Below are 14,176 nucleotides of genomic sequence, written 5' to 3'. Positions count from 1 at the left end.
TAGCACCCATGAGCAATCAACTTTCGGATAGAATAAACAGCGTTACCCCGTCAGCTACTTTGGAAATGGCCGCAAAGGCCCGTGAATTAAGAGCATCAGGAAAAGATATAATTGGCTTAAGCTTAGGCGAACCAGATTTTGAAACTCCAGACTATATCAAAGACGCAGCCATACAGGCAATTAATGACAACTACAATTCATATTCTCCAGTAGATGGATATGTAGATTTAAAAAAGGCAATTATCACCAAATTCAAAAGGGATAATAACATTAGTTATGAGCCTGCTCAAATTGTTGTTTCCACTGGTGCAAAACAGTCATTATACAATGTAGCCCAGGTTATATTAAACCCTGGAGACGAGGTTATTTTACCTTGCCCTTACTGGGTAAGTTATAGTGATATAGTAAAACTAGCAGATGGTATTCCTGTAGAGGTTTCAACTTCTTTGGAAAATGATTTTAAGATGACTCCAGAGCAATTGGAAGCAGCAATAACACCAAAAACAAAAATGTTATGGTACAGCTCACCTTGTAACCCAAGTGGATCAATATATAGCAAAAAAGAATTGCGTGCACTTGCTGATGTTCTAAAAAAATATCCTCAAATTATAGTTGTGAGCGATGAAATTTATGAGCATATTAATTATGGCGTAACCAAACATGCATCAATGGCTGAATTTGATGATATGTTCGATCGTACAGTTACTGTAAATGGGGTAGCAAAAGCTTTTGCTATGACTGGATGGCGTATTGGATATATCGGTGCACCTGCATACATTGCCCGCGCAACCAACAAACTACAAGGTCAAGTTACCAGTGGTGCTAATTGTATTGCTCAACGTGCAGTTATAACAGCTTTAGAAGAATCACCTGACCGTATTCAATTCATGGTTGATGAATTTAAAGAACGTCGCAAGTTAATTTTGGGTCTATTAAATGAAATTGAAGGTTTTAAATGCAATGAGCCCGAGGGTGCATTTTACGTCTATCCAGATGTAACTGCCTATTTTGGAAAAACATTAAATGGCACTAAAATTAATAATGCATCAGATTTCTCAATGTATCTTCTAGAAGCAGCAAATGTAGCAACAGTTACCGGTGACGCTTTTGGTAATGGTAATTGTATTCGTATATCTTACGCAGCATCAGTGAAAGATATTAAAGAGGCGATATCAAGAATTAAAGAAGCGCTAAAATAATATTCAACACATTACAAAATAAAAAAAGTCCCTTTTATTGAAGGGACTTTTTTGTTTTCAGCTACTAACGCCGATTAAGTTCGTTTCCAGAAATAGGGGGTTAACAATATTAATACTGTAAAGAGTTCTAGTCTACCTGCCAACATTAAAAAGCCGCACCACCATTTTGCCAATACCGGCAAACTATTAAAATTACTTACAGGGTTTAGACTACCCAATGCGGGGCCAACATTACCTAACGAGGATGCCGCACCACCAATTGCCGATTCAAAATCTAATCCTAAAAAACCTAATACAAGTGCACCAATAATAAAGAGTAACATATATAGTACAAAGAAGCCAATAATATTATATACGATTTTCTCCTTTACTGTTTTATTGTTGTACCGTACTGGAATAATCGCATTCGTATGTAACGTCCTCTTAAATTCTAGCAAACCGTTTTTAATAATCAATATGTGACGCATTACCTTAATACCGCCAGCAGTAGAACCTGCAGAACCACCTAAGAAGAACAACCCAAAAAAGAATATAGTTAAAAAGGGGGTCCACTGCGTAAAATCTGCGCTTACGAAACCGGTCGTGGTAATTACTGAAACTATTTGAAACAATGCATGCCTAAATGAACTTTCTACTTTACCCAAAACCATAGGATAACCAGGTGTTATATCGGTAATATTTGTTTTGAAATAAATAACCAAGGCTACTATAATGGTAAATAAAATTACGAAGCTAGCATAATATCGAAACTCTTCATCTTTAAACACCTTTTGTACTTTGCCTTTAAAAACAAAATAGCTCAACACGAAATTACTACCTGCCAAAAACATGAAGAAGATAATAATGTATTGAATTAAGGGTTGGTCATTCCAATAAGCAACACTTGCATTTTTAGTAGAAAACCCTCCGGTAGACAATGTCGCCATTGCATGATTAATGGCATCAAAAAATGACATACCAGCTATTTGCAATAAAATAGTTTCTGCAATGGTATAACCAAAATAAATTAGCCAAAGACGCTTAGCCGTATCGGTAATTCTAGGATGTAATTTATCTGCACTTGGCCCAGGAGCTTCTGCAGAAAACAGCTGCATACCACCTATTCCTAATAATGGTAAAATAGCTATTGCCAAAACAATTATACCCATTCCCCCAATCCAGTGGGTAAGGCTTCGCCAAAATAGAATTCCTTCCGGCATTGCTTCTATATCATCCATAATGGAAGAACCTGTGGTGGTATAACCTGATACTGTTTCAAAAAAAGCATTCGTAACATTGGGTACAGCGCCAGAAAACAGATAAGGTAACATGCCTGAAATAGACATAATTATCCATCCAAAAGTAACGATAATGTATCCCTCTTTTTGCTTTACCTCTTTCTTATGCCCTCTGGTATAATACATTGAAAATACCCCAACAAACATAGTCGTTAGCGATGCTAACGTTATGCTTAAAGTGGCCCCATCTTCATAAACACCACTTACTACGGCCGCCAAAAGCATAAAGCCACCGTTACAAAGCAACAGCAGCCCCATTAAATGAAATATGATTCTTAAGTTAAGCCGCATTTTAAAGGAACATTCGTTCAATTTTTGATATTTCAGAAGGCAAACAACAAACCACTACTCGATCACCTTCTTGAATTTTAAATCCGCCTAGAGCAATATGACCAACGCCATCTCTTACAACACCCCCAATAGTTGCAGCTTTAGGAAAATTCAATTCCCTTATTGTAGCTCCAGTAACCTTTGAATTCTTTTTTACTATAAACTCTAAAATTTCAGCATTTAAATTGTTCAAACGCATTAAGGCCACTACCTCTCCTTTTCGAATATGTCTAAAAATATTATTAGCCGCTAAAAGTTTTTTATTGATCAAGGTATCAATCCCGATCGAATGGGAAAGTTGAAAATAATCCATGTTTTCAACCAAGGCGATGGTTTTCTTAATATTTTTAGATTTTGCTACTAAGCAAGACATAATATTAGTTTCTGAATTACCTGTAACCGCAATAAAGGCATCCATAGATTCTAAGCTTTCCTCATCTAACAATTCAACATTTCTGCCATCACCATTAATTACTAAGGCATTCGGCAATTCATCTGCCAAATCAAAAGCTTTTTCCTTGTTCTTTTCAATCAACTTAACATTGAACTTATTAGCACAAAGGTCTCTGGCAGTTTTATAACCTACCTTGCTACCACCCAAAATCATAACATTTTTGATTTCAGCCTTTTTCTTACCCGTTAGCTTGTAAAGTTCATCAACCCCTTTTTTTACAGTAATGAAATATACTTGATCACCTTCTTTAAAAAGGGTATCTCCTCTTGGGATAACTGTATATTGGGTACCTGTTCGCTGAAGTGCGATTGGCATAAAGTGCAGTTCTGGAAATATATTTGCAGCTTCCTTAACCATTTTACCTACAAAAGGAGCAGATTTAATTAAGGATACACCTACCATAATAAGCTCACCATCCTCAAATTCGTAAGTGTCGTTGAAGGCGGACTTATTAAGCAGCAATTGAATTTCAGTTGCGGCTAATGCTTCGGGTGAAATTAATTCATCTATTCCCAATTCAGAAAATCGTAATAACTCTTTATTGCTTATAAACTCTGTATTGGAAATTCTTGCGATAGTTCGCTTGCAACCTAACTGTTTTGCAAGCATACACAATGTAATGTTGGTAGTTTCAGAAGAAGTTACTGCAATAACCAATTCAGAATCTTGTACTTGCGCATCTCTAAGCACTGCTATAGAAGTTGCATCACCTTTTAATACACGTATATCTAAATGGTTATCTGCATAAGCAAGACTTTCTTTATCGCTATCAATTAAGGTGATATCCTGTGATTCATAGGAAAGTAACTTAGCCAAATGAAAGCCAACTTCCCCAGCACCAGCAATTATAATCTTCATTTAATTTATTAGACCGCTAAATATCAAAAATTCTTTAAAAATTGTATACCTATTTATGTTAAGTATTCAAAAAAAATTTGAAAATTGTAGCATTTATTATGGCACAAAATTACATAAATTAATTAGTTTAAAACTTATTTTCAGTTCTTTAACCACTTAAGAAATAACCACTCCAATTAAATAGAAATTAAGCCTTTCCTAAATCGTATCTTTGCCAAAAAAAGCATTAAATGTCTAAAAAAGTCACCCCTTATAAAGATTCTAATTTAGGAAAAAAGGAACAGGTCACTAAAATGTTCGATACAATTTCTAAAAATTATGATGGTTTAAATCGTGTAATCTCATTTGGCATAGACATTAAATGGCGTAAAAAAGTTGTTGAAATACTAAAAAAGAAACAACCAAACTCTATATTAGATATCGCTACCGGAACCGGTGATTTGGCTATCGCACTTGTTAAAACGGGTGCTAAAAAAATTATTGGTCTTGATATCTCACCTGGCATGTTAGCCGTTGGCAAGGATAAAGTAAAAGACAAAAATCTCGATAATACTATTGAAATGGTTGTTGGTGATAGCGAGAATCTTGTATTCGATGACAACTCTTTCGATGCTGTAACGGTTTCTTTTGGTGTTCGAAATTTCGAAACTCTTGAAACAGGTATGGCCGAAATACTTAGGGTTTTGAAACCTAACGGGTCTCTTGTAATTTTAGAAACCTCTGTTCCTACAAAAACTCCTTATAAACAAGGTTATAAATTTTACACTAAAAATATTCTTCCGCTTATCGGTAAAATGTTCTCTAAAGATAATTCCGCATATGGGTATTTAAGCGAATCAGCTTCTGTTTTTCCCCATGGTGAAAACTTCAACAATATTTTACGCGAAATTGGGTTTATAGATGTAACGAACAAACCTCAAACATTTGGGGTGGCATCAATTTATATTGCGAAAAAGGCAAGTACCACCCTTTAGACAGTTCGCTTTATTGTTTTGATGATATACAATCGTAAACTTGGATATATGAAGAAATGGTTTTTTATAAGCCTAGCGATATTGTCTATGACTACTACGTTGAGTGCTCAATTCAACGAAAGCCCAATATTAAATAAACAAAACGAAGACAAGAAATTGTTGAACTGGGGATATTTCCTAGGTTTAAATCAATATGATTTTAAGATAGAGTACAAAGAAAATGCTCCCGATATTTTGGTAAGCAAAAGTTTTGGATTTAATGTGGGTCTTATTGGAGAATTACGCATTAATGAGTTTTTAGACTTACGTTTTGAACCCGGACTTCATTATGGCTCAAGATTAATGGGTTTTACTGGTTTTGAAGATGAGCGCGATGCTATTAGAGAGGTGAAATCTACCTATATAAACTTCCCTGTTTTACTTAAAGCCAGCACAAAGAGATTTGGAAACTTTAAACCTTTTGTAATTGGTGGTGGATCAAGAAGTCTAAACCTAGGTAGCAACGAAGAAAGCCTTGACGACAACAGCTCCGGTACGTTTAGAATGAAAAAATGGGTGTACAACTACGAACTTGGTTTCGGTATTGATTTTTACTTGGAATACTTCAAATTTACACCTTCCATCCGTGGTGTTTTTGCGATAACCGACGAACTAGTACCTGACCAAGACCCAAACAGCCCATGGACAGGAAATATTGAGTCATTAAAAACAAGAGGTCTTTTCATCAATTTCACCTTCGAATAGGTACTATCCTTAAAGGATATCATTTTGATTCTTTTCTGACCACATGCTCTAAGTAATTTCTAAGTTAGAAAAATAAATCTATTTTCTTATTTCATGAAGTAAAATAGCTGTTGCAGATGCCACATTTAAACTTTCTGTTGTAATACCACCAAATTGAGGTATGGCCAACTTATCAGTACATAATTGAGCAACAGAATCAGAAATCCCTTTTCCTTCATTACCCATTATTAGAATTCCTTTTTCTGGCAATTTTAAATCGTTGACACTAACACCGTCCATAAATGCTCCATAAATAGGAAGTTCGCTAGAACTCAGAAACGCTTTTAACTCTGTATATCGCATATGAACTCGCGTAATCGAACCCATAGTCGCTTGAAGCACCTTTGGGTTATAGCAATCTACAGTTTGAGGAGAACAAACAATATGTGCAACGCCAAACCAATCACAAAGCCTAATGATTGTACCTAAATTTCCTGGGTCCTGAACTCCATCAAGCACTAAAATCCAGTCTGACATTATTTTTCGTTCTTGCTCAGGAATATGGAACACTCCAAGATATCCATTTGGATTTTTAAGACTACTTATTTGGCTAAGTTCTTTATTTGTAATTGGATTGACCTCTATCCCTTCTATTTTAAAACCATCAGAATCTACCGCAAATAATTTATACAGTTTCACATGAGACTTCAAAACCTCCTCAATGGTTTTTTTTCCTTCAACAACAAAAAGTCCGTGTTCATTTCGGCACTTTTTTTGCTGTAGACTTTTGATAAATTTCAATTCACTTTTGACAACCATTCAAATAATGTATTTTTGATTTATATGAGGATGGCACTTTGCTCCAAAAACAACATGGCTAAATTAAGCTTATTATCCCTATTTGCAATAGTCTTGCTATCCTGCAACTCGCTTAAAAAAGTTGAGCATCATGAATATTTGGTTGTAAAAAATTCCATTTACGCAGATTCCATAAAAATCAATAACGAAGAACTTCAAAGTCTTATATATCAAAAACCAAATTCAACGGTACTTGGCTATCCTTTAAGACTCAACTTATACAATTTAGCAAAAGAAAAGCCCGATTCATTATTCAACGCTTGGCTATACAATAAGGAAAATAGAAAAAAGAGATTAACAAACCTGCTATCGGACAAACAAGTTAAACGTTTAGAAGAATCGTTTTTAGTATCAGGCCTGAACTATTGGTTAGAAGATATAGGAGAGGCCCCCACAATTTTAGATACCACCAAAACGCGTCTTAGCTTAGCAAGGCTTAGCGCGTATTATCAAAGCAAGGGCTATTTCACTAATAATACAACTTATGAAATTGACACCACCAAACAGAACAAAAAGGCCAAAATAAATTACCATATAGAACTCGGAAATCCTTATATTATAGATTCTCTTAGCAATGATATTTTATCAACGGCTATAGATTCGTTATATTTTCTAAATTCTTCTAACTCCATTATTAAAGAAGGGCAACAGTTCGACTTAACTAATTTTAATAAGGAGCGTGAAAGACTTACCGGTATCTTTAGAAATAACGGTATTCGAAATTTTCAAGAAAGTTCAATTACTTTTGATATCGTTAGAGACACCACAAAATCAGCTGATGATCAGAAGATGAACATCACATTAAATATTGGAGATTTAAAAACCAGGGGAGAGAATGAAGTTACCACCTCGGCTTATAAGGTGGAGAAAATTAATAAAATTAATATTTACACAGACTATCTTTCATCAAACACAAAAGATTCACTTTACACAATAGATTATAGAGACTATACTATTCACTATTCAAAGAATTTCGATATAAAGCCAAAGACATTGGCCAATGCTATTTTTTTCAAGAAAGACAGTATCTATAGAGATGTAGATAAAATAAGAACAAGTAGACAGCTTAACGCTCTAAATATTTTCAAATATCCGAACATTATTTTTGAAGCTGACAGTACAGGTAATCAAGTAAACACCAACATTTATCTTGCCCCAAAATCAAAATACTCATTAGGGACAAACTTCGAAGTTAGCCGTTCTAACCTGCGTAGACTCGGAGTTGGCTTAGGCACCACCCTACTAATTAGAAACATTTTTAAAGGTGCCGAAAATTTAAGTATTTCTGCCGATGGCACATATGGACTTTTAAGTAACAATACTTTTCAGGCCAATTACTTTTCAGAGTTTGGTGGTGACATTACCCTTGATTTTCCTCGTATATGGTTTCCTTTTATTAATACAACTAAAATAATACCTAACTATACTTTACCAAAAACCAGAATTGCGATAGGTACAAGTTTTCAAAATAATATTGGCCTAGACAAACAGACTTTTAATACCGTTTTAGGCTATAATTGGGTTCCTAGCGATTTTGTCAAACATAATGTCGAACTATTAAATATACAATTTGTACGTAATGTAAATAGTAACAGGTTTTTTAACGTGTATCGAAATACCTTTGAAAGATTGGATAAAATAGCCGACAACTACCAAACCGACCCTACTTTATCAGCATTTTTCGAAAATGAATCAGACCCGACAGACCCAAAGTTGATCATCCCTTCTGGTACGACTGGCTTTATCAATGCCATTGAAGAGAGAACAGTAGCTTCTACCACAGAGAATTACAATAATATAAGTCTTATTGAAGAGCGAAGAAAACGTTTAACAGAGAACAATCTAATTTTTGCCACTAACTACACATTTAACAAGACGAATAGAACAGATATTATCGATAATAGTTTTTATCAGTTTAGATGGAAACTAGAAAGTGCCGGGAATCTTTTATCGGCTTTTTCATCTTTCGTTCCCTTTAACAAAAAAGACGACCAGTTATTGGTTTTTGGGGTACCTTTTTCTCAATACATAAAGAACGAATTTGAGTATGTAAAATATTGGGATCTTTCACATTCAAATGTCTTAGCTGCACGAGCATTTTTTGGTATTGCTATTCCATATGGCAACTCTGACAACATCCCTTTTGTTCGAAGTTATTTTGCAGGTGGGTCAAATGACAACCGTGCGTGGTTCCCATACTCCTTAGGTCCTGGTAGTGTTTCCGCTATAAATGATTTTAATGAAGCTAATCTGAAACTCGCATTGAATCTAGAATATAGATTCCCAATTGTTGGTGATATAAACGGCGCTATTTTTGCCGATGCAGGAAACATATGGAATGTTTTAGACAATGTTGAAGACCCACAAGCTACATTCGACAGTGTTGCTTCTTTAAAAGATATCGCTTTAGGTACAGGTATTGGCTTACGGTATGATTTTACATACTTTCTTTTTCGACTAGATTTAGGTTTCAAAACCTACAATCCTGCTGAAATTCAATCAGAAAGGTGGTTTAAAGATTATAATTTCGCCAACTCAGTTTTACAAATAGGCATCAACTATCCCTTTTAAATATAATTGTTTTATTACTTTTGTTTTTCATTTTTTTTCAGAAACTAAAAGACCAAATAATTATGGCTCATAATATTAAACCGGGAGTTGCTACCGGAGACGAAGTTCAAGCAATATTCAACTACGCTAAAGAAAAAGGGTTTGCACTACCCGCTGTTAACGTTATAGGATCAGATACTATTAACGGTGTCTTAGAAACAGCAGCAACGCTTAACGCCCCTGTAATTATTCAATTTTCAAATGGAGGAGCGCAATTCAATGCTGGAAAAGGACTTTCAAATGAAGGGCAAAATGCTGCAATACAAGGAGCTATAGCCGGTGCAAAACATGTACACCAACTAGCGGAAGCCTATGGTGCGGTTGTTATTTTACATACTGACCATTGTGCTAAAAAATTATTACCATGGATAGATGGTTTGCTAGATGCAAGTGAAAAACATTTTGCTGAAACAGGTAAATCTCTTTTCAGCTCACATATGATCGACCTTTCTGAAGAGCCTTTAGAAGAAAACATAGAAATCTGTAAAGGATATCTAGAGCGTATGAGCAAAATGGGAATGACACTAGAAATCGAACTAGGAATTACAGGTGGCGAAGAAGATGGTGTTGATAATTCTGATGTAGATGATTCTAAATTATATACTCAACCAGAAGAAGTTGCTTATGCATATGAGGAACTTTCTAAAGTAAGTCCACGATTTACCATTGCAGCTGCATTTGGCAACGTACATGGCGTATACAAGCCAGGTAATGTTAAGTTAACTCCCAAGATTCTTTTAAACTCACAAGAGTATATCTCTAAAAAATATAATGTAGAACATAATCATATTGACTTTGTATTCCATGGTGGTTCTGGCTCAACAGTTGAAGAAATTAGAGAAGGAATCAGCTACGGTGTTATAAAAATGAACATCGATACAGATTTACAGTATGCATTCCTAGCAGGTGTTCGTGATTATATACAAGACAATAAAGACTATTTACAATCACAAATTGGCAACCCTAAAGGTACTGACGAACCTAACAAGAAATATTACGACCCAAGAGTTTGGTTAAGAAAAGGTGAAATAACGTTTATCGAACGTTTGAAAAAAGCATTTGAAGACTTAAACAATGTAAATACGCTTTAATTTACTTCAAGGTAATCTATAAATGGACGATATGACGGCTTGGTTTAAAAGAAAAGAAAAAGGAATACAGACTTCAACTGAAGAGAAAAAAGATACTCCAAAAGGCCTGTGGTATAAATCACCCACAGGAAAAATTGTTGAATCTGAAGATTTAGCCAAAAACTTTTATGTAAGCCCAGAAGATGATTACCATGTTAGAATAGGTAGTAAGGAATATTTTGAAATTTTGTTCGACAACAATAAGTTTACCGAACTTGATGAAAAGCTGACATCAAAAGATCCCTTGAAATTTGAAGATACCAAGAAATATGGTGAGCGTTTAAAAGCGGCGCAGAAAAAAACTGGGCTAAAAGATGCTGTTCGAACAGGGTACGGAAAGTCTTTCGGCAAAGACATTGTAATTTGCTGTATGGATTTTAAATTCATTGGTGGTTCAATGGGAAGTGTTGTTGGTGAGAAAATCGCTCGTGGTATCGACTATGCCATTAAAAAGAAAACACCATTTATGATGATTTCAAAATCTGGTGGTGCACGTATGATGGAGGCTGCACTTTCTTTGATGCAACTTGCAAAAACATCTGCCAAGTTAGCTCAGTTATCTGAAGCTGGCTTACCCTATATTTCGCTATGTACCGACCCAACTACCGGAGGCACAACAGCATCTTATGCTATGTTGGGCGATATCAATATTGCAGAACCAGGAGCATTAATTGGTTTTGCAGGGCCACGAATCGTTAAAGATACTACTGGTAAAGAATTACCTGAAGGCTTTCAATCATCTGAGTTTTTATTGGAGCATGGTTTCTTGGATTTCATTTCGCATAGAAAAGATTTGAAGAAAAAAGTTAACCTTTATATTGACTTAATACAGAACAATCCTGTTAGGTCATAAACAAGGCCTATTTATTTCTTAAATTGAAATAGTTTCTTATTTCAAAAAAAGAGTATCTTTGCGCCCTGATTGAAAATCAATCACGTACATAAAAATCATTTAAAATAATATTGGAATGTATTTAACAAAAGAAGTAAAAGCCGAGATTTTTAAAAAATACGGCGGTAATGAAAGCAACACAGGCTCTACAGAAGGCCAAATTGCTTTATTCACACACCGTATCAATCACTTGACCGGTCACTTGAAAAGAAATCATAAAGACTACAATACTGAGCGCTCACTTGTGAAGCTAGTAGGTAAAAGAAGAAGTCTTCTTGATTATATGATCAAAAATGATATTGTAAAATACAGAGAGCTAATTGTAGAGCTTGGTATTAGAAAATAATATTGCAAAAAAGGGGATAGTTAACTATCCCTTTTTTTTTAAATTACTCCGAGCCTTGGGAGATTTGGCCAATAATTGGCAAAGGCGAACACAAAAAGCTACACACGGTTTTTCATTGGTCAACACAACAACACAACAACTCCGACCAGAGAAATTAGTCGGAAAGACCATTGTTTAACAAATCTGCAATACGCAGGTTTTAATCAAATTTTATGATTCCAAAAGTATTTAAAGAGGTCATAGACCTTGGCGACGGTAGGGAAATTTCTATCGAAACCGGTAAATTGGCAAAACAGGCCCACGGCTCTGTTGTTGTTCAGTCAGGAAAATGTATGTTATTATGTACAGTTGTTTCCAATTACAAACAAAGCGATGTGGACTTTCTTCCACTTACGGTAGATTACCGTGAAAAATTTGCTGCAGCTGGCCGTTATCCAGGTGGTTTCTTCAAAAGAGAAGCAAGACCAAGTGATGGTGAAGTATTGACTATGCGATTAGTGGATCGTGTATTACGACCATTATTCCCAAAAGATTACCATGCAGAAACGCAAGTAATGATTCAATTAATGTCTCATGACGAAAACGTTATGCCAGAAGCTATGGCTGGTTTAGCTGCTTCTGCTGCTATACAATTATCCGATTTCCCTTTTGAATGCCCAATCTCTGAAGCTAGAGTTGGTCGTATAAATGGAGAATTTATCATCAACCCAACTAGAGCACAATTAGCAGAGTCTGACATCGATATGATGATCGGGGCATCAGCTGATTCTGTAATGATGGTTGAAGGTGAAATGGATGAAATTTCTGAAGAAGAAATGGCAGAAGCTATAAAATTTGCCCATGAAGCCATAAAAGTACAATGTACCGCGCAAGTAAAATTAGCAGAAGCATTCGGTAAAAAAGAAGTGCGTGAGTATACAGAAGAAAGAGAAGATGAAGATTTAGCGAAGAAGATTCATGACATGGCATATGATAAAGTATATGCTATAGCAAAAGCTGGCTCTGCTAAACATGAAAGAAGTGCTGCCTTTTCTGAAATCAAAGAAGAAATAAAAGCGACATTTTCTGAAGAAGAATTAGCTGATTATGGCGATTTGGTATCTAAATATTATTCGAAAGCTGAAAAATCAGCGATTAGAAATTTAACCTTAAATGAAGGTTTACGTTTAGATGGTCGAAAGACAGATGAAATTAGACCAATTTGGTGTGAAATTGATTATTTACCATCAACTCACGGTTCAGCAATTTTCACAAGAGGAGAAACTCAAGCATTGGCAACTGTAACTTTAGGAACTTCTAGAGATGCAAACAAAATAGATATGCCATCTCATGAAGGCGAAGAAAATTTCTATTTACATTATAACTTCCCTCCTTTTTGTACGGGTGAAGCAAGACCGTTGAGAGGAACTTCTAGAAGAGAAGTTGGTCACGGTAACTTGGCGCAACGTGGTTTAAAAGGAATGATTCCTGCTGACTGTCCTTATACTGTACGTGTAGTTTCTGAAGTATTAGAATCTAACGGTTCTTCTTCAATGGCTACTGTTTGTGCGGGTACAATGGCATTGATGGATGCAGGTGTTCAAATGACAAGACCAGTTTCTGGTATTGCTATGGGATTAATTTCTGATGCAAAAACTGGAAAATATGCTGTTCTTTCTGATATTTTAGGCGATGAAGATCACTTAGGAGATATGGACTTTAAAGTTACAGGTACTTCTGAAGGTATTACCGCATGTCAAATGGACATTAAAGTAAAAGGATTGTCTTACGAAATTTTAGTAAATGCACTAAAACAAGCAAGAGAAGGTCGTTTACATATCTTAGGTAAAATAACTGATACTATTTCTACACCAAATGCAGAGGTTAAAGAACATGCGCCTACAATGGTTACGCGTAGAATACCTAACGAATTCATTGGTGCTTTAATTGGACCTGGTGGAAAAGTGATTCAGGAGATGCAAAAAGAAACTGAAACCACTATCGTTATTAACGAAGACCCAGTAACTGAAGAAGGTATCGTTGAAATATTAGGTGTAGGTCAAGCTGGTATTAATGCTGTTATGGCAAAAATTGACGCCTTATTATTCAAACCTGTTGTTGGTAGTGTTTACGAAGTAAAAGTTATCAAAATGTTAGATTTTGGAGCTGTTGTCGAGTATATGGACGCACCAGGAAACGAAGTTTTACTTCACGTTTCTGAATTGGCATGGGAAAGAACTGAAAATGTAACCGATGTGGTAAACATGGGTGATATATTTGATGTGAAATATTTCGGTCTTGATCCAAGAACAAGAAAAGAGAAAGTTTCTCGTAAAGCACTTTTACCAAAACCAGAAGGTTTTGTTGAAAGACCACCACGTGATGATAAGCGTAAAGATGACCGTCGTGGAAATGATCGTAATCGTGATCGCGATAGAAAACCAAGAAGAGATTAACTCTTTGTAAGTTTAAAAAGCAAGCCCCAACATATAAGTTGGGGCTTTTTTTATGCATTTCAACAGAAAAAAAAAGTTTTTCAACTTCAA

Annotated in this window: 11 protein-coding genes; 8 read left to right on the top strand and 3 right to left on the bottom strand. The window is 35.4% G+C overall.

What is annotated here, in order from left to right; genetic code table 11:
- The first annotated feature begins 8 nt into the window (after positions 1–8).
- Positions 9–1,199, top strand: a complete 1,191-nt coding sequence (locus AACZ49_RS08055; protein ID WP_339653266.1) for a pyridoxal phosphate-dependent aminotransferase — start codon at positions 9–11, stop codon at positions 1,197–1,199.
- A 74-nt stretch (positions 1,200–1,273) separates the two neighbouring features.
- On the opposite strand, the gene AACZ49_RS08050 is transcribed toward AACZ49_RS08055, so the two are convergent.
- Together AACZ49_RS08050 and trkA are read right to left on the bottom strand one after the other, a co-directional pair.
- A complete protein-coding gene (locus tag AACZ49_RS08050; protein WP_339653264.1) occupies positions 1,274–2,767 on the bottom strand; it encodes a potassium transporter TrkG in 1,494 nt (497 codons plus the stop codon).
- A gap of 1 nt (position 2,768) precedes the next feature.
- Positions 2,769–4,118, bottom strand: a complete 1,350-nt coding sequence (gene trkA, locus AACZ49_RS08045) for a Trk system potassium transporter TrkA (protein ID WP_339653262.1) — start codon at positions 4,116–4,118, stop codon at positions 2,769–2,771.
- A gap of 230 nt (positions 4,119–4,348) precedes the next feature.
- Between trkA and ubiE the strand changes: the two genes are divergently transcribed.
- Together ubiE and AACZ49_RS08035 are read left to right on the top strand one after the other, a co-directional pair.
- Positions 4,349–5,092 (top strand): bifunctional demethylmenaquinone methyltransferase/2-methoxy-6-polyprenyl-1,4-benzoquinol methylase UbiE, encoded by a 744-nt coding sequence (gene ubiE, locus AACZ49_RS08040; RefSeq protein ID WP_339653261.1) that lies wholly within the window; start codon positions 4,349–4,351, stop codon positions 5,090–5,092.
- A gap of 48 nt (positions 5,093–5,140) precedes the next feature.
- The gene (locus AACZ49_RS08035) at positions 5,141–5,836 is read left to right on the top strand and encodes a porin family protein (RefSeq protein WP_339653260.1); all 696 of its coding nucleotides are present in this window, start codon (positions 5,141–5,143) and stop codon (positions 5,834–5,836) included.
- Between the two features lie 78 nt (positions 5,837–5,914).
- Here AACZ49_RS08035 and AACZ49_RS08030 read toward each other — a convergent pair whose 3' ends face one another.
- Positions 5,915–6,634: an RNA methyltransferase gene (locus AACZ49_RS08030; protein ID WP_339653258.1), complete on the bottom strand. Its 720-nt coding sequence runs from the start codon at positions 6,632–6,634 to the stop codon at positions 5,915–5,917.
- 54 nt (positions 6,635–6,688) lie between these two features.
- Between AACZ49_RS08030 and AACZ49_RS08025 the strand changes: the two genes are divergently transcribed.
- The 5 genes from AACZ49_RS08025 to AACZ49_RS08005 all read left to right on the top strand — a co-directional run bounded on the left by AACZ49_RS08025 (position 6,689) and on the right by AACZ49_RS08005 (position 14,086).
- Positions 6,689–9,244: a BamA/TamA family outer membrane protein gene (locus AACZ49_RS08025; protein WP_339653256.1), complete on the top strand. Its 2,556-nt coding sequence runs from the start codon at positions 6,689–6,691 to the stop codon at positions 9,242–9,244.
- A gap of 62 nt (positions 9,245–9,306) precedes the next feature.
- The gene (fbaA, locus tag AACZ49_RS08020; protein WP_339653254.1) at positions 9,307–10,374 is read left to right on the top strand and encodes a class II fructose-bisphosphate aldolase; all 1,068 of its coding nucleotides are present in this window, start codon (positions 9,307–9,309) and stop codon (positions 10,372–10,374) included.
- Between the two features lie 31 nt (positions 10,375–10,405).
- Positions 10,406–11,266, top strand: coding sequence for an acetyl-CoA carboxylase, carboxyltransferase subunit beta (accD, locus tag AACZ49_RS08015; RefSeq protein ID WP_339653489.1), 861 nt, complete (start codon positions 10,406–10,408; stop codon positions 11,264–11,266).
- A gap of 115 nt (positions 11,267–11,381) precedes the next feature.
- Positions 11,382–11,651: a 30S ribosomal protein S15 gene (gene rpsO, locus AACZ49_RS08010; protein ID WP_339653253.1), complete on the top strand. Its 270-nt coding sequence runs from the start codon at positions 11,382–11,384 to the stop codon at positions 11,649–11,651.
- Positions 11,652–11,863: 212 nt separating this feature from the next.
- The gene (locus tag AACZ49_RS08005) at positions 11,864–14,086 is read left to right on the top strand and encodes a polyribonucleotide nucleotidyltransferase (RefSeq protein ID WP_339653251.1); all 2,223 of its coding nucleotides are present in this window, start codon (positions 11,864–11,866) and stop codon (positions 14,084–14,086) included.
- Positions 14,087–14,176: the final 90 nt, after the last annotated feature.

This window comes from uncultured Maribacter sp. (assembly GCF_963975365.1).
Classification (GTDB): Bacteria; Bacteroidota; Bacteroidia; order Flavobacteriales; family Flavobacteriaceae; genus Maribacter.
This window is presented reverse-complemented; position numbering and strand designations above follow the sequence as displayed.